Below are 20,331 nucleotides of genomic sequence, written 5' to 3'. Positions count from 1 at the left end.
TTTAATTGATTTAGATAATTATTCTTCGCCCGGAAAAATTTCCCTGTTAACGGAAAGTACTTTATGAAAGAATACGGAAGTAACGTTCAAAAACTTGTCGAGCACATTATCAGTATACCTGATATTGAGACCCGTACAAAGCACGCTCATATTTTAATAGAACTTATGCGTCAGATCCATCCGCAGATGAGGGATGGTATGGATTATAATAAAAAACTGTGGGACGACCTTTACATCATGGCCAATTTTGACCTGATCGTAGACAGCCCCTTTCCTCCGCCTCCGAAAGAGATTTTGGGTAGAAAACCTATGCAGATTCCTTACAACCAGCAAAAACTGAAACACAGGTTTTATGGACGTAATGTGGAATTGCTGGTTTTGAAAGCCATGCTGGCCGACACCTTCGATGAGCGTAAGGCTTTTGTTTCCTACCTGGTAAGGCTGATGAAGAGCTTTTTCCTGAACTGGAACAAAGACACCATCGAAACAAATTCATGTCTTCAGCAGATCCTGGAGCTTTCGGGATACAAACTGCAGGCTGAAATTGATGATCTGAGAGTCAACGGATTGGTGGAAGATGCCAGCCCGAGAGACGGCAGCGGTAACCGCGGAAGACAGCAGTTTCAGAATTTTGCCCGTCCTGAGCGGAACAATGAACGCCGTCCGGCTGAGAGAGGTAATGAAAGAAACAGCAGACCTCCGATGGAAAGGAACGGTAACGGGAATAACCGCAATGGAAGCAACAACAACAATAAAAACCGTTTCAGAGATAATAACCGCAGGAGGCCTTAAGCAAAATACATCAGAACAGTATGTCGTCATTTAAAATAACAGGAGGAAAGAAATTACAGGGGGAGATCATTCCACAAGGGGCTAAAAACGAAGCCTTGCAAATATTATGTGCGGTATTGCTTACTAAGGAATCTGTCACCATTAACAACATTCCGAACATCAGGGATGTGAACAAGTTAATGGAACTGCTGGAGGACATGGGTGTGAGAAGAACCAAAGTAGGAGAGGGTTCTTACCGTTTTGAAGCAGACCAGGTCAATTTTGACTATTTTGAAACAGACGGATATAAAAGACAAGCGGCAGAGCTGAGAGGCTCCATCATGCTGCTTGGGCCGATGCTGGGTCGTTTCGGCAAAGGAAAAGCCCCGCGTCCGGGAGGAGATAAGATCGGAAGAAGACCGCTGGATACTCACTTTGTGGGTTTTCAGAAGCTTGGGGCCGAATTTCTGTATGATCCCGAAGATGCTTTCTATACCATCGAAGGTAAAAACATGAAAGGCACTTATGTCTGGATGGATGAGATTTCAGTGACGGGAACCGCCAACGTTTTAATGGCCGCTGTTCTTACTGAAGGAACAACTACTATTTATAACGCGGCCTGTGAGCCATATCTTCAGCAGTTGTGCAAAATGCTTAACAGCATGGGGGCTAAAATCTCCGGTGTAGGTTCAAACCTGCTGGTGATCAAAGGCGTGAAGGAATTACACGGATGTGAGCACACCATGCTTCCTGATATGATTGAGATCGGCAGTTTTATCGGCCTGGCAGCAATGACCAAATCGGAAATCACGATCAAAAATTGTCAGATCAGAGAATTGGGTATCATACCGGATACATTCAGGAAATTAGGCATTGAAATGGAGTTCAGGGGCGATGATATTTTCATCCCTGCCCAGGAGAATTATAAGATCAGTACACTGATTGACGGTTCTATCCTGACTATCTACGATGCTCCTTGGCCCGGCTTCACACCTGACTTGATCTCGATCATTCTCGTGACGGCCATACAAGCCAAAGGAACCGTTCTGATCCATCAGAAAATGTTTGAATCGAGATTGTTCTTTACTGATAAACTGATTGACATGGGAGCCCAGATCATTCTTTGTGATCCGCACAGGGCTACCGTGATTGGTTTGAACCGTGAGTATAACCTGAGAGGTATCCGCATGACTTCGCCGGATATCCGTGCGGGGGTAGCGTTGCTGATCGCCGCTTTATCAGCTGACGGTACCAGTATTATTGACAACATTGAACAGATTGATCGTGGTTACCAGAACATCGACGGCAGGCTTAATGCCATAGGTGCGGAGATTGTTAGGGTTTAACTGCTCCATAGATTTTAAATGAAACGGGTGAAGCTGAAACTTCACCCGTTTTTTTGTTTGTGGCGTTCAGGATATTTTCTATATTTAGCTATTCAATCTTTTTGACTGCATGGATGTATATGCTTATTACAAGCAGATTTTTGAAAAAGAAAGCAAGCCGCTGGCATTTCTTGACCGCGATATGCTGGATCAGAATATTAAGGATATTTTACTAAGATCATCCTCAAAAAAGATCAGGGTGGCTTCCAAGTCTGTGCGGAGTATTGCCGTGCTGAAATATCTCCTTCAGGATAAGGATCATTTTATAGGGCTGATGTCTTTTACGGGCGACGAAACCATTCATTTGCTGGAGCATGGTTTTGATAATATTATGCTGGGTTACCCGGTGGTAGATACCCGTCAGCTGGACGATCTGTGCAGGTATGTGGCTGCAGGGAAGAAAATTTACTTTATGGCTGATCTGGTTGACCATGTAAGGTTGATACAGGAAGCAGCATCAAAACGTCATGTAACAGCCGAAATCTGCCTCGATATCGATATGAGCAGCAGGTTCCCTTTTCTGTATTTCGGGGTATACCGCAGTTCCGTGAAAAACCTCGAAAGTCTGAAACGGATAGCAGAATATATTCAGTCCTGTCCAGATGTCCGGTTGAGTGCCATCATGGGTTATGAGTCACAAATTGCCGGTTTGGGAGACAAAGTGCAGGGAGAAGTGTTGAAGAACAGCGTCATTAGGTTTTTGAAAAAAATATCTGTAGGGCAGGTCCGGCAACGCCGTCAGGAGTGTTTAGAGTACCTGACTCAGCAGGGTTTTACTATTGAAGTGGTCAATGGTGGTGGAACAGGTTCGCTGGAGTCAACCCGTGAAGAGCCCTGGGTGACGGAAGTGACAGTAGGCTCCGGATTTTACAGTTCCCATCTTTTTGATTCCTATCGTCAGTTTAAGCACCGCCCTGCCGTGGCTTTTATGCTGGATATTACCAGGAATCCTCAGCCCGGTATTTTTACCTGTGCAGGTGGGGGGTATGTAGCCTCGGGAGCTGTTGGCGTTAATAAACTGCCTTTGCCTTATCTGCCTGAAGGGGTAAATCTCATTCCTAATGAAGGGGCGGGGGAAGTTCAGACTCCGTTTGTATATTCAGGTCAGCAGAAATTAAGTGTGGGAGATCCTGTGATCATGCGACACAGCAAGGCGGGTGAAATATGCGAGCGGTTTAATGAGTTATATGTCGTTTCTGAAGGGAAGGTCATTGATCGTTTTAAAACCTATCGCGGAGAAGGTAAAAGTTTTATGTAAACAATAATCAGATGCATACGATGAGCAACTGGAGTGGCTCAGTCAGGTACACTCCCTCTCAGATTTTTAGTCCTTCTTCGGAAGATGAACTGGTGAAAATTGTCCGGAATTGTATTGACCTTAAAAAGAAAATAAGGATCATCGGCAGCGGGCATTCTTTTACGAGATTATGTGAGACAGACCAGGTGCTGATCAGCCTGGATCATTATAAGGGCATTGTCTCAGTCAATAAAGAAGCCAGAGAAATAACCGTGAAAGCCGGTACTAAAATTTATGAATTCGGAGATCTTTCTCATCAGCTTGGACTTGCCCAGGAAAACCTCGGGGATATCGACCGGCAGTCGATGGCCGGGAGTATCAGTACAGGCACACACGGCACAGGAATCGGCTTCGGGAATATATCCACCCAGGTCACAGCCATACGGTTTGTTAATGGAAAAGGAGAGGTTGTCAATTGCAGCGAAACGGATAATCATGATATTTTCAAGGCAACCCAGATTTCTCTGGGGAGCTTCGGGATTATTCTGGAACTTACTTTTCGTTTGACTGAGTCTTATAAACTCGAATTTACGAGCGGAAAAGAAAATTTATTTGACGTACTGGGACGGTACGATGAGATCAATAAAACAACCCGGAATTTTGAGTTCTACTGGTTTCCGCATACTGAAACCGTACAGACCAAGTACAGCAATGTTTCAGAAAAGGAGGCAAAAGACAATAAGCTGGGTTTGTGGTTTGATAATGTGATGGAAAATCATTTATTCAATGCCGTGTCGTTTCCTACCCGGTATATTCCTTCCCTGAGTTCTTCGGTGGCTAAGCTTTCCGCGGCCTTGTCAGGAACGAGTAGCAAGGTCAACTGGAGCCATAAGGTGTATGCTTTGCCCCGTACGGTGTTATTTAATGAGATGGAGTACAATGTACCCTACGAAGCTTTTGCCGACGTGAAAAAGGAAGTAGTCAGGGTATTTAAAGACAGGAAATTCGATGTCCATTTTCCGACCGAGAACAGGTTTGTGAAAGGAGATGATATCTGGCTGAGTCCGGCATATCAGCGGCAATCGGCCTATATAGCCTTCCATGTTTACAAAGGAAATCCGCATCAGCATTACTTTAAAGTGATGGAAGACATTTGCAGAAGTTATGATGGTAGACCACATTGGGGTAAAATGCATACCCTTCAAGCTGCTGATTTTCAGAAAATTTATCCGAAATGGGAGGATTTTCAGGCAGTCAGAAAAACCCAGGATCCTGAAGGGATTTTCTTGAGTGACTATCTCCGGGAAGTGCTGGTCTCGTGAAATCCTTTCGGAACGAATTATTCGGGAGTCTGGATCTCCTGGCATAATTCAATCAGGACCCCGTTGGCAGATTTGGGATGAACAAAGCAAATAAGCTTATTATCTGCTCCCTTTTTGGGTTCGTCGCTGAGTAGAACAAAACCTTCGGATTTCAGCCGGGCCATTTCAGCCCAGATGTCAGCCACTTCAAAAGCTATATGGTGTATGCCCTCGCCTCTTTTTTCGATAAAACTGGCCACGGGGCTGTCGGAGCGGGTTGATTCCAGCAGCTCGATCTTCGTCTGACCGGTTTTGAAGAATAAGGTTTTGACTCCCTCCGATTCCACATATTCCTCTTTATAAGGGAACGAATCCAGCAGTTTGGAAAACAGCGTATTAGACGCCATCAGATCTTTTACAGCAATACCAATGTGTTCAATATTTAACATAGCTCTGAGAATTTAGAGATAATATTTTATTTTAAGGTTTTCAAGGTACTTATATATAAAAAAATGTTCCCGCTGTTTATAAACTTAATATTTGATATAATATTCTATTCAGCGGATAAGAAAACAAAATAAGGTAAAATTCTTTGTTGTGAAATTACAGGGCCACAAAATGTGCTTAAACATGCTGTAAGTTGCTTACTCTTATGTAAAACTTAAAATAACATAGAAAACTTCCATGTAAAAAATGATGCCGCGATTATAATGAGTGCCGGGAATAAGAGCCTATACGGAGGTTTTAACCGATTATTTGTGTAAAATACAAATTCCTGAACAATCAGTTTGAATAATTCGAGTAATACAATGGCCCAGGCAAGGGTCAGGATGTCTTTGTCACGACAATACCATACGACCAGAGGATAGAGTAGCAGACCCCAGGCAAGACCTTTTAATTCAAACCGGGTTAATTTCAGCATTTGGAGAAAACTATTATTTATAGATCCGATGCTGTAGACCAGATTAAATAAAAGAACTATAAAGTACAAATGCTTTGTCGTGGTATTATTTGGGTCTAATTTGAAAAGGCTCAGGACAGGGCCGTAAAAAACAAGGCAGGTAATGTATAACACAAGGCATCCGGCTAAATAAACATTACCGTAATCTTTCCACAATTTTGAGATGGCAGGGAAGTTCTGTTCGTTGTTTAATTTACCTATGACTGGTTTTATGGCCATGCCCCAGCTCACGGCATACAGCTGGAATCCGGCGTTGGTAACCATGCAGATGTTTAAAAGGCCTGCTGCTTCTTTGCCAAAGTGCGTGTAGCTAAATAAACGTACGAAAATTAACGGAAAAGCGTAAGTAAAGAAAGTGAGCATTAATTGAACGCCATTTTTGATCAGGAACAGAATATTCTCTTTTAGCTGAAAATAGGTTTTATCTGATCTTGTAACGAGATCTGACAAAACAAACATAACAGTCAGGATATTTACCGCACTCATTATGAACAGAATGTTGTTCAGGTCGAGTGAAAATATGATTTTGATTAAAAGAATGATAATGAACTTCAAAAGCTCTCTGCCGAGCAATATATAGTGATCATTTTTTACGTTCAGCATGCTGCGGTAATAAGCCACAGCGACGGCTATAACGGTATTACTTAAAACAGTAGTCAGTACAAAAAAAGCAGCTGTGTTTTGCCTTAACGGATCCGGTATCCATCGCAGGGGGATAGTAAAGAAAATTGCGAGCATGACAAGGCAAAAGCCAATGCCCAATACAGAGGCTGAAACCGCCAGGTTGCTGTTTTTGCTTTTTCCGCTTTGTGTCTGGATGGAAACGGGGCTGCCTAAAGTAGTCAAAACCTCAAGAAAAGAGGCTATGCCAATCAGATAGGAATAATTACCGATATCGGACAGTGCTAATGACCGGATAATCAGCAGACTGAACAAAAAGGAAATTCCCCGGATCATTACCAGGGAAAATCCGTACTGATATACTCTTTGCCTGATCAATAAACAGAGAGATTAGATGCTCCTTTTTTCAAAGGTATATGGTATTTGAGGGTCATTGAAAGGGATACGTAAATGATCCGGATTTTCATATTTATATGCTTTGTCAACCATGTTTATGATAGCACTGCCCTGATAATGAATGTTTTGTACGCCATGCCAAACTCCCGGAGGAATAAAGATTGTTCCTGGTCTGTTTTCACTTAATTTGAACTCATTTATCATCCCGGCGGTAGGAGAATCTGGGCGGGCATCATACAGAACCACTTTGACAACTCCCAGGATAATAGAAAGGCGGTCTGTTGTCTCTTCATGAACATGCCAGGCGGATATAGCACCCGGTTGTAAGCTGACCCTGAATACCTGGCCGATAGCAGTGTTTTCAAACCATTCAGGTCTGAACATCTCTGTCAGATAGCCGTTGTCCTTAATTACATTTCTCACTTCTCTGTGTACTACACCATTGATGGGTGAAAAATTATAGGGTTCCCAATCCGCAGTAATGCTCTGAGGGTCTCTCTTAAAATCTTTTATCATATGACTATATTCTGAGTTAGTTATTTCTGTTTAAATGCGGCAACCCACGTACTGAACGGTAATGATTAACAGCCCCTCCTTTTTTCTTAAAAATAAATACTGAAAACCATGCGTTCGGATTCAGTTGATATTTGATGATCAGAAAATTAAGGGGTATTTTGAAAATGTTTTTAATATACTGTTTCAGGGAAATTCTGTTAAAACGGTAAGCCATATGAGTACATAATTCTGTTAAAATACTCTCTCTGAACTCTGCAGTATACATCTGATTAAAAACCTCTTCATGTTCACTCTCTTCTCTGTTTAAATATGAGTCTTTACGGCATCCTGAGTGTATCGCTATCGTGGTTAACCTATTAACAATAGTTATTTTTTTACCTGCTTTGTATACCCTGCCGAGCCAGTTCTGAGAGGGGACATTATAAATTTCCCACGCACTTTTCCATAGCCCGATTTCAGTAACCAATTTACTTTTCAGAAGCCAGGTTGAAGCCGGTATCGTCAGAAACGGGTAATGTTTATTTTCCTCATTGAACACCGGGAGATTGTAAAACCGGTTAAATTGCTGAAAATTGTACGGTAAATACCATGAATATACCAGGTCGGAATCAGTCCTGGATATCTCATCCACAAGTACCTGGAGGTGTTCAGGATACCATAGATCATCGTGATTTAGCCAGGCCAGCAATTCTCCTTTACTTCTTTGAAATCCGATATTGTTCGGATAAGACTGTTCACCGAAATTTTCTTCAAGATTATAAAAACTTATCCTGTCATCTGCAAAAGAATTAACCACTTCTTCCGTGTCGTCAGTGCAGTGATCACCTATTACGATGATCTCGAAATGCTGATAAGTTTGTTTTAGAACGGTTGCAATGGTGTATTTTAGAATATTACTTCGATTAAATGTTGAAATAACGATAGAGACAAGCGGAGTAAGAGTCATTAATCAAAAGTTTTTATATAAAATACGTCACGAAAATAACAAAAAAAAGGCACCTGATCAAGTCCGCAGCATTGATTTGGCATAATTAAGCTTTTCTTCAGGATTTATGAACCTGGTTGGAGAATACGGTTTTCTGAACCTGTGATTTTGATTTTTCCTGATGATCCGGAATTTAAAGGAAGATTTAAAATGATGACCTGCTGATTCTTTAGCATTGCCGGATTAAAACGGATGAAAATGAAACAATATTCAAATTGAGTAAGGCAAAATAGGACAAATTTCTCTATTTTTGAAAATTAATTAATCTATACTCATACAGAATTATCTGCAACAGGCATGGCAAAACCCGGAACTCCGAAAGAAACTCCTTTAAGCAAGCAATATAATCAGATCAAAATAAAATATCCGGGGGCAATGTTGTTGTTCAGGGTCGGTGACTTTTACGAAACCTTTGGAGAAGATGCCATCAAAGCCTCCAAAATCCTCGGAATTGTACTGACCAAACGAAATAATGGCGGAGCCAATGAAGAGTTAGCGGGATTTCCGCATCACTCGCTGGATAACTACCTGCCTAAACTGGTGCGTGCCGGACAAAGGGTAGCCATTTGTGACCAGCTAGAAGATCCTTCTCAAGCCAAAGGCATTGTAAAAAGAGGTGTAACGGAACTTGTAACACCGGGCGTTTCCTATAACGATAACGTGCTGGATGTCAAGCATAATAATTACCTGGCTTCCGTTCATTTTGCTTCGGACGACCTGATCGGGGTCTCTTTTCTGGATATTTCTACCGGAGAATTTCTGACTACTGAAGGTAATATAGCCTACATCGATAAACTGATACAGGGATTTGGCCCTGCCGAGATACTTTTCTGTAAAAGACACAGACAAAAATTCGAACAGCTTTTCGGAGACAAATACAATACGTTCACTTTCGAAGACTGGGCATTTACCTACGACTTTGCCTACCCGATGCTGATCAATCACTTCAAAACCAACTCTTTGAAGGGTTTTGGGGTTGAAAACCTGCGTGAAGGCATAATAGCTGCCGGGGTGATCCTTCAATATTTGTCGGATACCGAACACAAAGAGATCGGACACATATCAAGCATTACCAGACTGGACGAAGAAAAATATGTCTGGCTCGACCGTTTTACCATCAGGAACCTCGAACTGGTCTTTGCACAGCACGAAGGTGGGGTGCCGCTGATCGACATTCTTGATTTTACCAGCACGCCAATGGGGGCGAGGCTGCTTCGTAAATGGATGGTGCTTCCGTTGAAAGAAAAAGCCCCGATACAGGAGCGGTTGGATACCGTGGAGGTTTTTCTGAGTGATGAGGACCTGATTCCGAATCTGACGCAGTTGTTAAAGCCGATCGGTGACCTGGAAAGGCTTATTTCAAAAGTGGCAGTAAGGAGGATCAGTCCACGGGAGCTGGTGCAACTGAAACGTGCCCTGGTCCAGATAGAACCGATCAAAGCCCAGCTGGCTGAGATGGGACTGAATGCCAGGGTTTTTGAGAAATACATCAATCAACTGAATGATTGTAAGTTCCTGACAGAGAAAATCGTAGCAGAGCTTCGTGAAGATGCTCCGGCCCTGAGTAACCAGGGAGGAATGATCTGCACAGGGGTAGATACTGACCTGGATGAATTGCATAAAATTGCTTTTTCCGGGAAAGATTATCTCATAGACCTGCAGCAGCGGGAGGCGGACCGTACAGGAATCCCTTCTTTGAAAATTGCCTATAATAAAGTCTTCGGATACTACCTGGAGGTATCTAATGCCCATAAGAACAAAGTGCCGGTAGAGTGGATCAGGAAGCAGACGCTTGTCAATGCAGAAAGATACATTACGGAAGAACTGAAGATATATGAAGAGAAAATCCTTACTGCCGAAAGCAAGATTTTTGAAATAGAATACCGGATTTTCAATGACCTGGTGATCACCGCCGGAGAATTTGTGCCCCAGATACAGCAGAACGCCCGAGTGATTTCCACGCTGGATGCCCTGTTATCATTTGCGAGGGTGGCCAAAAAACACAAGTACTGCAAGCCGGTTGTTTCTGAAACCAAAGTCATCAACATCAGCGAAGGCAGACACCCGGTGATTGAGCAGCAATTGCCGCTGGGTGAAACGTATGTACCTAACGACCTCTTCCTCGACGACGGGCAGCAACAGATCATCATCATTACCGGGCCCAACATGGCCGGTAAGTCGGCTTTGCTACGCCAGACAGCCCTGATTGTACTCATGGCCCAGATAGGCTGCTATGTGCCGGCTACGGCGGCGGAAATCGGCCTGGTCGATAAAATATTTACCAGGGTCGGAGCCAGCGATAACCTGTCGAGAGGAGAAAGTACATTTATGGTGGAAATGACCGAAACAGCTTCAATCCTGAATAACCTCAGCGACAGAAGTCTGGTCATTATGGACGAAATCGGCCGGGGAACCAGTACTTATGACGGAGTCAGCATTGCCTGGAGTATCGCCGAGTATCTGCATAACCACCCTAAGTTTAAGCCATGGACACTTTTTGCTACCCACTATCATGAACTGAACCAGCTGACAGAAGACTTTAAGCGGATCAGGAATTTCAATGTTTCGGTGAAAGAGCTGAATGGTAAGGTGGTTTTCCTGAGAAAACTAAAAGAAGGGGGCAGTGAGCACAGTTTTGGTATTCATGTGGCCCAGATTGCCGGTATGCCGCAAACTGTGGTCCTGAGGGCTAACGAGATCCTTCATCATCTTGAAAAAGACCATATTAAGGAAACCAATAAGGAAAAAATAAGGGAAGCTCCGAAAAACAATATCCAGCTGAGCTTTTTTGACCCTGTTGACCCTAAAGCTGAAGAAGTGAAAAACAAACTGAAAGCTTTGGATGTTAACACCATGTCGCCTATTGAGGCCTTGCTGAAGTTAAATGAACTGAAACGACTGATTGAATAAATTACTGTGCTGAAAATTGCTTTTGATCCGGTGTATGTTCATCCGCTTCCTGAAGGACACAGGTTCCCGATGTTAAAATACGAGCTTATTCCGGAGCAACTGATTTATGAAGGCACCTGCACGAAAGACAATTTCTTTTCTCCCGGTTTAGTGGATCATCAGTGGATTTTGGGAGTTCATACGGCCGAATACCTGGATGATCTTCTTCATCTGAGACTGAGCCCCAAAGCACAACGGAAAATCGGTTTCGCCCTGAACGAAACACTGGTAAAAAGAGAGCTGACCATTACCCAGGGTACCATAACATGTTGCCATTACGCTTTTGAACATGGCGTGGCTTTCAATGTGGCCGGTGGCACGCATCATGCTTATGCTGACAGCGGAGAGGGTTTTTGTCTGCTCAATGATGTGGCGGTGGCCTCACATTATCTTCTTGAAAACAAACTGGCCGCTAAAATCCTGGTGATAGACCTGGATGTTCATCAGGGCAACGGAACGGCCAGGATCTTTGAAAACGACTCCCGTGTTTTTACCTTTTCCATGCATGGTAAAGACAATTACCCGCTGCACAAAGAAAAGTCTGATCTGGACATTGAACTACCGACGCATTGTGAAGATGAAGCTTATCTGTCGCTCTTATATGATCATCTGCCACGGATTCTCACCGGGCAACAACCTGATTTCCTGTTTTTCGTTTCCGGAGTGGACATCCTGAAAACAGATAAGCTCGGAAAACTGAGTGTGTCGCCGGAAGGCTGCCGGAAAAGGGATGAGTTTGTGTTTAAGATGGCTAAGGACTTCAGATTACCCATTGTTACAGTGATGGGAGGAGGTTATTCTCCGAAAATCGCCGATATTGTCGAAGCCCATTGTAATACCTACCGGGTGGCGAATGATTTGTATTTCTGATCGGGAAAATGAGCGGAATGAAGGTAAGTGGTGTGGTAGTTATATATAAATAAGGAAATATTTTCGATTAAACAGAGGAGGTACTCCTCTTCACTTTTGAATGATCACTTCTCATTAATAGAGGTAAAATCATCGTCCTCTTCGACCTCTGTAAAGTCAAGGTCATAAGGGCTTAAAACATGCTCCCAATCAGAATTTTCGATTTCTGATTCTTCTAGTAAGCCAAATTTGGGGCCGTAGTTGCTCCAGTGGCTGCGGTAGATTCTATTTTGTGTTTTCATATCACAAAGTTAAAAACTCCTGATTTTAAAACAGGTTAAAGCTTATTATCAAATTGTTAAATGGAAGTCTGAAGGGTAAATACGCTTTTAACTCATAAAAAGCCTGGAAAAACTGCATTGATGAACTTGCATTTCGGCAATTTTATTCACTATTTGACAACAGAATGAAACCGTAACCATGAAGGAAAACAGAAGAGCATTTTTAAGCAAAACCCTTCCGATGGGCTTATTGCCTGTATTTGTTAAATTAGACGATGAATCTGCTCCGGAAGGGAGCTACACCATCCTGTTTCAGGGAGATTCTATCACAGACGGCAACAGAACCCGCAATAACGACTGGAACCATGTGATGGGGCATGGTTTTGCTTTTTCTATTTCAAGCCGTTTATGGGCGGATCATCCTGACAGGGGATTTCATTTTTTCAACAGGGGCATCAGCGGAAACAAAGTGGTGGACCTGGCCGGGAGGTGGCAGAAGGAAGCCCTTGACCTGAAACCTGACCTGGTCAGTATTCTGGTGGGGATTAATGATATATCGGCGTATCTGAAAGGTAATGAAGCCATGAGTGCAGAAAACTATGAAAAAGATTACCGTGAGTTGTTGAAAAGGACAGTTGATGCCCTGCCGGGTGTTCAGCTGGTTTTATGTGAACCCTTTATCCTGAAAGTGGGCGGGGTAGCAGAAAAATGGGAAGCCTATCTCTCTGAAACCCAAAAAAGACAAGCTGTGGTCAGAAAACTGGCGGCTGAGTTTAATGCCGTTTTCTTGGGTTTTCAGCAAGTCTTTGACCAGGCTCTTAAAAAAGCTCCGGCAGAGTATTGGATCTGGGACGGCATTCATCCCATGCCTGCGGGACATGAACTGATGGCCAGGGAATGGATCAGGGCGGTGGGTAGAAAGCTAAAATTTATAAGATAAACCGGAATGCTCCTGACGTACGTTAAATAAACCCCGAGCTGCTCATTTTTGAGAATAATTGCATTTCATCAATGCAAAACCTCCTGATGTCAATCACATTTTCATTTCAGAGAACCTGGATGTTGTTTTGCTGGCATATAAGCAAAACAAATGAAAAACATTATTTATAAAACAGCAGCTCTGTTGCTCTTCATTCACCTGAATAGTTACGGACAAATTACAGGCAAGGTAACCGACAGGTCGGGTGTGTCTATGCCTTTTGTTAATGTTACCGTGTTAAAGGCCGGGGACTCTACTTTTGTCACCGGCAACAGCACAGATACCAGTGGGGTATTTTCCATATCCATTGCTACAGAAGGGGAATATCTGCTGAGCATAAGCAGTATTGGCTACAAAACCTTGTATTCAAAACCTGTATCATTAAGTGCGGTGATAAGAAGCGTCGATTCTGGCACTTTTATTTTGGAGGAGAGTGCGAATGACCTGGATGCAGTCACGATAACCGCTAAAAAGGGCTGGATACAAAACACCGAAACCGGGCAGGTAATTAATGTACAGAGCAGCCTGATGACCAAAGGCAGTAATGCCTTGCAGGTGCTGGAAAAACTCCCGGGAGTCATTACAGACCGGAGGAACAATCAATTCAGCCTCAGGGGACAGTCAGGAGTAACCATATTATTCAACGGTAGAAAAGTAGCTATGCCGGTGGAGGAGGTGATGGCTTTGCTTGAAAATACGGTGGCGGATAATATCGAAAAAATAGAACTCATCACTTCCCCTTCTGCCCGGTATGATGCTGACGGAGGAGGAGGGATCATTAATATCATATTCAAAAAGAATGAAGATGAAGGTACGAGGGTTAATTTTTCAGCCACTGCAGGTTACGGTTTCCGGGAAAAGGGAGTTACCTCGCTCAGTCTTTCGAGGGGTTTCAAAAGGTCCTTTTTAAATGCTTCCTATTCATTTTTACATGACGGGAGCAGGTCGGGCTACGAAGGCCGTGGTACAGGAACAAACCCAAATATCGGTGGAGAAGGTTATAATGAGTTTTCAGGGTACACAGAAAGGGTTCAGAATGTTCATAATGCCGCTTTGGCAGGAGAGATCAGGCTGGGTTCCAGAACTGTTTTGGGGAGTGAGCTTGCCCTGTCGTTTGTCAATAACGATAACCTGGTGAGAATTGGAGGCTCCTGGGATATCAGAAACGCTGAGTTTGTCGGGATGAAATCTATCTCTGACGGAACAAATACCAGGAGGAATATGATATCGTCTGTTTATTTCAAAAATAATATTTCTCCCCGTTCCCAGTTCAACGTGGATGTCAGCTACATCAATTATTTTAACGACAGTCCGACTTTAATCAATTCGCGTTATTTTGACCGGGAAGGCAATGAGATCATTCCGCTGAACCCCGTTTTTACCTTTGGGAACAGGGGTGAAAGTGTTTCGAAAATTCAGGTGGGTGTTTTAAAAGCTGATTATACCACTCAGATCAATGAGAAGATCAACGCTGAATTCGGAGCCAAAGGAAGCTACGCTTATAATACGAATAACAGCAGAATTGAGAGAAAAGTAGATGATGCCTGGGAAACAGATCCTCGCTCACAAAGCCTGATCAACAGCGGGGAAAAGATCATGGCAGCTTATGCCCAGTTTAAATTCTTGCTTAACCGGAAATCGAACCTGGAGGCAGGTTTGAGGTATGAGTACTGGGAAAGAAGCATCAATATTTACAAAGAGCCTTTTACCATCGCTAAATTATTCCCTTCGGTTCTCTACACGCACAGTTTTAATGACAATAACAGTATAAGTTTCAATTACAACCGGCGGATCAGCCGGCCTGCTTACGCCGATCTGATTTCGAATTTGTTTTACAATGACCCTACGGCTGTTTTTGGCGGAAATCCCCTGCTGAAACCCGGCATTACAGACGCTTTGAAAGCTGAGTTTACCCGGAAGGGTTTCAATGCAGGGCTTACATTTCAATATGAGACCAACTCCATCATCCGCTATCAGCTTACTTCCAATGCCGCCAATGACATACTGATCATATCCCCGCAAAATATGGATTATCAGAAAAGCATCAATCTGAATCTGAATTTCCCGGTCGAACTCACGGATTGGTGGAAAATATCACTGGGGAATACGACTTCACTCAGGAACTATAAAATATCCTATAGTCTGTCGCCCGCTTCAAAGACCTACCTGTTCCAGAATGTCAATTTTACACAGAGTATCAGGTTGCCGGAAAATTTTGAGGTGGAATTGTCAGGCTGGAGAAATTTTGCTTTCTATGACGGAAGTAATAAGATCAAAGGATTTGGTATCCTGAACCTGGGGATTGCCAAAAAACTGAAGGACAATAAAGGGACGATTCAACTGGCATTGCCGGATCTGCTTCAGTCTTTCAGCATTCATACGCACATCAGCGGTATGACGCCCATTGTTTTTAACATCAATACAGTGTCAAATTACAGGGATGAAACGGCTTTTTACAGGGTCGTTAAACTGACTTATTCCAGGAGTTTCGGCAACGCCAACGTAAAGAAAGCAAAACAACAGGATACAGATGAAGAAAAAGAAAGGGTGAAATAAAACCGGAGATGTTTCCTTTTTTACGCTAAAAACATCAGTTTTTGATCTTTTTAAGCATTTCTTTTGCTTCCAGGTATTGACTGTCGGTAGAGCTGATGAAGTCCTTGTCGCGGATCAGCCTTTCCAGGTATGTTTTGGACAGAGCCGGGTTGGAGGCATAATAAAACCGGGCCAGCTTCATGACCGCAAAGAATTTGTCAGAGTTTTCCCTGTAAAAATCAGAATCGGCTAAGGTTTTATAACAAGCCAGGGCCTCAGGTTTTTTATCCAGTTTTTCGAATATTTTGCCGGAAGAAACAGCAACGGAAGGGTGAAAATAACCGGCTTTCTGGTATTTTTTTGTCAGTTTTTCCCCGAGACGCCAGGTCCTCTCTTTTGTACATTTTTCAATTAATTCAAATACCGCCGGATTTTTAAGGTCAAAATAAGTGGAGGGATTGTTCAGGTATAAGACCAGTAACTTTTCTGCAGCCGCTTTGTCTTTTTCAAGAGATTCCGGCAGATATATCCTCAGCGAAGCTTTGGCGTAGAGCTCTTCCCTGAAAATTTCTGAGTGATATTTTTTCTCCAGATCTTTGATTTTTGATAGAATTTCAGCCTCAGATTTCTGATAATCAACGGTCTCTCCGGAAGGAATATGCAGGACATAGTTCTTCAGAAAAGAAACGACAAGCGGCGAATTCAGAGGATTCCCATAGCCCAGCCGCATGGAAGCTGAAGAAACACTGGTTGCACAAAGAAATATGAATGTCAGGTCTTTCTCCGGTATGGTTAACAGGATGGCCGAATCATTGTTGCCGTACCCATACACCCAGTTTATTTTCAGGCCTTCAAATGTAGTGGTAAACCACCCCAGGCCATAAGGACTCCAGGGATAAAACGGCTTTGAAATCTCCCGGAAACTTTCTTCGAACTGTCTGTTCAGAGCAGATGAATACCTGATTAAATCACTTGCAGAACTCATCATCCCAAAACCAGGCCCGCATTGGATGCCTTGCATATTGATCTTTTCAGTGGTGTACTCTCCTGACGAGTCTGTAAAATTCCGGGGATTTACCACCAGGTTTTCCAGGTTCCGGGATTGGACAGAGTCGTATCTTACAATCGTGTGATCCATTTTTAGCGGCCGGAGAATTCTGTTTTCAAGTTCCGTCGTAAATCTCCGGGTAATTTCATTGGTGTTATCAGCATTGTTTAATATCTCAAAAGCATTAAAAGCGATATTGTATTTACTGCCATTGTACACAAAGTTGCTGCCGAGGGGGGCACTTTCAGAGGTATGACTGACGATATGGGCCAGCGTGGTTTCACGGGTCCACCGGCCCGGAGTGAAAAACCTGTTCGGGAATTTGCCAATGGTGTCGTTCCAGGAAAGCTTCCCCTCCTTTACCGCCTCCTCCAAAGTCAGGGCGGTAAAGGTTTTGGTAAGTGAAGCTATGCTGAAAATATGATCCGCTGTAATTTTTTCTCTGGTCTGTTCATTTCCATAGCCGATTCCTTTAAAATAAATGAGGTTGTCTCCTTTGGCTACAGCGATGGCAGCGGCAGGTAATTTTAATTTTCTGACGAAATATTCGATATCCGAGTCAAACGACTGGGCACAAGCCGAAAAAGAAGTCAGGAAGAAAAACCAGTATTTTAACATATGGTATTGTTTTAAAATTACCTGCTGATCTGCCCCGGCTACTTTTTGGTTAAAAGCCACCGGAAAACATCATGCATAAATTCACTGCATTGATAATCATTGACGCCCTGCCAGGAGGTCATGTAAAGTGAAACCATCCCTTCGCCCATGGCGATGATCCTGCCTCCGCCTTTCAGTTCCTTGTAAACTCCGAAAGGGTATTTCTCTGATTGAACACCAAAACAAAAGGGTGTGCCACCTTCCACAATCCGGCCTTCATGGTAAGATATTTTTAAAGGTTTGGGCGTGATGACACCGGCTTTGGTATATCCTCCGATCAGCGAATCAGGAATGGTTCCTTTGTATTGAATGCCAAATGGTTCGAGTAAGTCGTTGACATTGGTCTGTTGCAATGTGGCCCAGTAATCCACTTCCGTAACGATAAATAAAGACCCGCCTTTTTCCAGGTAATTCCGAATAGCTTTAACTTCCCCCGGTGCATATTGAAGCGTGGGGATATGGATAAACAGCACATCGGCATTTTTTAGCTGTGCATCATCAATCGGCCCCTGGGTATAAGCTAATTTCGCGTTGACCGACTTCCCGGTTTTTGACAACTCTTCTGTCATGGCTTTCACTCTGGGCAACTGATCATTTGACGCTTCCATTTTTGAAGGGTCATTCCAGAAACGTTGACCGTGGGAAATGTCCATTAAAATGGTAGCTGGTTTGTCTTGGTTTTTTTTCGGACTCATCATGCCCGGTGACTGGGCCTGGGTCATGAAGGTCAATAATCCAAGGCACAGAAGAATGACAATGTTAGTTTTTTTCATAATTGTTTTTTTTCTGTAAATCTCACCAAATCCTGATTTGTCTGCCAATACAGGGGTTTTACAAGTTGATACAAAATGAAATATGATCACAGAAAGAGTTCTTTTGCCGGCGATGAAGGAATAGCTACCTTCTACCCGGCCATTTTCTTAATTGATGCAGTTTCGGTAAAAGGAGGCAGTCCGGGCTGATATTTTTTTAGTATTGCTGAAAAACAAGAAGTGGGGCATGGATGAAATAAAAGAAACCCACAGGTGAGCTATGTTACACCTGTGGGTTTGATATGTTTTTATTGGATTAACTTACATCCTCTCAGGCACCTCGATGCCCAGCAAGCCCATCCCTTTTTTCAGGGTATCGGCCACGAGTCTGATCAGTGACAATCTCAGTTCTTTTTTGGCAGTATCTTCTTCGTTCATCACACTTAATTCAGCGTAGAATGAATTGAATGTTTTGGCAAGGTCATAACAGTAATTGGCCACAACCGACGGAGCATAATCATTGCCTGCTTTTTCAAGAATGTTATGATACTCATTCACAAGATAGATCAGGTCGATTTCCACCTGGGCCAGTTCGTGAAGGGCGAATTCACTCTTCAGTTGAGCTCCCTGTGACTCCGCTTTTCTCAGGATAGACTTGATCCTGGCGTGAGTATATTGAATGAAAGGTCCTGTATTTCCCTGGAAATCAATGGATTCTGCCGGGTTGAAGAGCATCCTCTTTTTAGGTTCTACTTTAAGCAGGAAATACTTCAAAGCTCCTAAAGCCAGCATTTTGAAGAGTTTCTGGGCCTCTTCTTCTTCAAAATCATCTATTTTGCCACGTTCACGGGTGGTTTGCTCAGCCGTAGCGATCATCTCGGCTACCAGTTCGTCTGCATCCACTACCGTTCCTTCCCTGGACTTCATTTTACCGGACGGCAAGTCGACCATTCCGTAGGAAAGGTGATAACAGCCGTCAGCATAAGACCTGCCCAGGCGTTTCATGATGGCAAACAACACTTGGAAGTGATAATCCTGCTCATTACCCACCACCCAGATGGAGCGGTTGTTGGAGAAGTCCTTGAATTTGAGATCGGTAGTGCCCAGGTCTTGTGTAATGTACACCGAAGTACCGTCGCCTCTCAGCACCAGTTTCTGGTCAAGGCCCTCATGGGTCAGGTCAATCCAGACGCTTTTATCATCTTTCTGATAAAAGACACCGCTGGACAGTCCTTCTTCCACTATATCTTTTCCTAACAGGTAAGTGTTTGATTCATAATAAGTTTTGTCGAAACTTACGCCTATTGTTTTGTAGGTTTCGTTGAATCCCGCAAAAACCCAGGCATTCATTTTCTTCCACAGGGCGATGACTTCGTCGTCGCCGCTTTCCCATTTCAGAAGCATTTCCTGGGCTTCTTTCATGATAGGAGCGGTTTTCTTGGCTTCATCTTCAGGGATTCCCTGTTGTACAAGTACGTCCACTTCAGTTTTGTAGGCCCTGTCGAAAGCCACATAATATTTTCCGGCCAGGTGGTCACCTTTGAGTCCTGACGATTCCGGGGTTTCACCGTTTCCGAATTTCTGATAAGCCAGCATGGACTTGCAGATGTGGATACCGCGGTCGTTTATCAGGCATGATTTGATCACTTCATAGCCACTAGCTTCAAGAATATTGGCTACCGAATAGCCCAGAAAGTTATTTCTTAAGTGACCGAGGTGTAAAGGTTTGTTGGTATTCGGCGAAGAATATTCCACCATCACTGATTCGTTTTTGGCGGTCAGCTTTCCATGATCAGGGTTTTGTAACAAGGCATTGAAAATCCCGAACCACACCGAATCATCCGGAACCAGGTTGAGAAAACCCTGAACAATATTGTATTTTTTGATGTCCGGACTGTTGCTGATCAGGTAATCGCCGATGGCTGTTCCGATGTCTGCCGGACTTTTTTTAAGTTGTTTTACCAAAGGGAAAATTACGAAGGTATAAGTGCCTTCAAAGTCTTTCCGGGTGGGTTGCAGCTGTATTTCTTCTTCAAGTCCGTATAATTCCTGAATAGCCTTTTTAATCGTCGATTTTATATTCAATTCTAAATCCATCAAATACCTTT

16 protein-coding genes are annotated in these 20,331 nt (G+C 43.3%); 8 read left to right on the top strand and 8 right to left on the bottom strand.

Annotated features, from left to right (window positions below; translation table 11 throughout):
- Nucleotides 1-63 precede the first annotated feature (63 nt).
- The 4 genes from GVN16_RS04075 (at nt 64) to GVN16_RS04060 (ending at nt 4,715) form a co-directional block, all read left to right on the top strand.
- A complete protein-coding gene (locus GVN16_RS04075) occupies nt 64-792 on the top strand; it encodes a DUF4290 domain-containing protein (RefSeq protein WP_166562577.1) in 729 nt (242 codons plus the stop codon).
- A 20-nt stretch (nt 793-812) separates the two neighbouring features.
- Entirely contained in the window at nt 813-2,117 is a 1,305-nt protein-coding gene (gene murA, locus GVN16_RS04070) for a UDP-N-acetylglucosamine 1-carboxyvinyltransferase (protein WP_166562576.1), read from the top strand.
- 109 nt (nt 2,118-2,226) lie between these two features.
- A complete protein-coding gene (locus tag GVN16_RS04065) occupies nt 2,227-3,414 on the top strand; it encodes an alanine racemase (protein WP_166562575.1) in 1,188 nt (395 codons plus the stop codon).
- 11 nt (nt 3,415-3,425) lie between these two features.
- The gene (locus GVN16_RS04060) at nt 3,426-4,715 is read left to right on the top strand and encodes a D-arabinono-1,4-lactone oxidase (protein ID WP_166562574.1); all 1,290 of its coding nucleotides are present in this window, start codon (nt 3,426-3,428) and stop codon (nt 4,713-4,715) included.
- A 17-nt stretch (nt 4,716-4,732) separates the two neighbouring features.
- Here GVN16_RS04060 and mce read toward each other — a convergent pair whose 3' ends face one another.
- The 4 genes from mce to GVN16_RS04040 form a co-directional block, all read right to left on the bottom strand.
- Entirely contained in the window at nt 4,733-5,143 is a 411-nt protein-coding gene (gene mce / locus GVN16_RS04055; protein WP_166562573.1) for a methylmalonyl-CoA epimerase, read from the bottom strand.
- Nucleotides 5,144-5,355: 212 nt separating this feature from the next.
- A complete protein-coding gene (locus GVN16_RS04050; protein WP_166562572.1) occupies nt 5,356-6,654 on the bottom strand; it encodes a lipopolysaccharide biosynthesis protein in 1,299 nt (432 codons plus the stop codon).
- Nucleotides 6,655-6,666: 12 nt separating this feature from the next.
- Complete coding sequence (locus GVN16_RS04045) at nt 6,667-7,188, bottom strand: dTDP-4-dehydrorhamnose 3,5-epimerase family protein (RefSeq protein ID WP_166562571.1); 522 nt, start codon at nt 7,186-7,188, stop codon at nt 6,667-6,669.
- A 16-nt stretch (nt 7,189-7,204) separates the two neighbouring features.
- A complete protein-coding gene (locus tag GVN16_RS04040; protein ID WP_166562570.1) occupies nt 7,205-8,134 on the bottom strand; it encodes a glycosyltransferase family 2 protein in 930 nt (309 codons plus the stop codon).
- A 336-nt stretch (nt 8,135-8,470) separates the two neighbouring features.
- On the opposite strand from GVN16_RS04040, the gene mutS reads away from it, so the two are divergent.
- Both mutS and GVN16_RS04030 read left to right on the top strand, forming a co-directional pair.
- Entirely contained in the window at nt 8,471-11,083 is a 2,613-nt protein-coding gene (gene mutS / locus GVN16_RS04035) for a DNA mismatch repair protein MutS (protein ID WP_166562569.1), read from the top strand.
- A 6-nt stretch (nt 11,084-11,089) separates the two neighbouring features.
- Nucleotides 11,090-11,992, top strand: a complete 903-nt coding sequence (locus GVN16_RS04030) for a histone deacetylase (RefSeq protein WP_166562568.1) — start codon at nt 11,090-11,092, stop codon at nt 11,990-11,992.
- 104 nt (nt 11,993-12,096) lie between these two features.
- Here the strand turns inward: GVN16_RS04030 and GVN16_RS04025 are convergent, their stop codons facing one another.
- The gene (locus GVN16_RS04025) at nt 12,097-12,273 is read right to left on the bottom strand and encodes a hypothetical protein (protein ID WP_166562567.1); all 177 of its coding nucleotides are present in this window, start codon (nt 12,271-12,273) and stop codon (nt 12,097-12,099) included.
- Nucleotides 12,274-12,451: 178 nt separating this feature from the next.
- On the opposite strand from GVN16_RS04025, the gene GVN16_RS04020 reads away from it, so the two are divergent.
- Together GVN16_RS04020 and GVN16_RS04015 are read left to right on the top strand one after the other, a co-directional pair.
- The gene (locus GVN16_RS04020; RefSeq protein ID WP_166562566.1) at nt 12,452-13,192 is read left to right on the top strand and encodes an SGNH/GDSL hydrolase family protein; all 741 of its coding nucleotides are present in this window, start codon (nt 12,452-12,454) and stop codon (nt 13,190-13,192) included.
- Between the two features lie 150 nt (nt 13,193-13,342).
- Nucleotides 13,343-15,787: a TonB-dependent receptor gene (locus GVN16_RS04015; RefSeq protein ID WP_166562565.1), complete on the top strand. Its 2,445-nt coding sequence runs from the start codon at nt 13,343-13,345 to the stop codon at nt 15,785-15,787.
- A 34-nt stretch (nt 15,788-15,821) separates the two neighbouring features.
- Here GVN16_RS04015 and GVN16_RS04010 read toward each other — a convergent pair whose 3' ends face one another.
- The 3 genes from GVN16_RS04010 to argS all read right to left on the bottom strand — a co-directional run bounded on the left by GVN16_RS04010 (nt 15,822) and on the right by argS (nt 20,320).
- Nucleotides 15,822-17,432 (bottom strand): serine hydrolase, encoded by a 1,611-nt coding sequence (locus GVN16_RS04010; protein WP_166562564.1) that lies wholly within the window; start codon nt 17,430-17,432, stop codon nt 15,822-15,824.
- Nucleotides 17,433-17,470: 38 nt separating this feature from the next.
- On the bottom strand, nt 17,471-18,244 hold the full coding sequence (locus GVN16_RS04005; protein ID WP_166562563.1) for a hypothetical protein: 774 nt from the start codon (nt 18,242-18,244) through the stop codon (nt 17,471-17,473).
- A gap of 300 nt (nt 18,245-18,544) precedes the next feature.
- Complete coding sequence (gene argS, locus GVN16_RS04000) at nt 18,545-20,320, bottom strand: arginine--tRNA ligase (RefSeq protein WP_166562562.1); 1,776 nt, start codon at nt 20,318-20,320, stop codon at nt 18,545-18,547.
- Between the last annotated feature and the right edge of the window lie 11 nt (nt 20,321-20,331).

It is taken from the genome of Emticicia sp. CRIBPO, from assembly GCF_009905725.1.
In the GTDB taxonomy this organism is placed as follows: domain Bacteria; phylum Bacteroidota; class Bacteroidia; order Cytophagales; family Spirosomataceae; genus Leadbetterella.
Note: the sequence above shows the minus strand (reverse complement) of the source record. Positions and strands in the feature narration are given on the sequence as shown.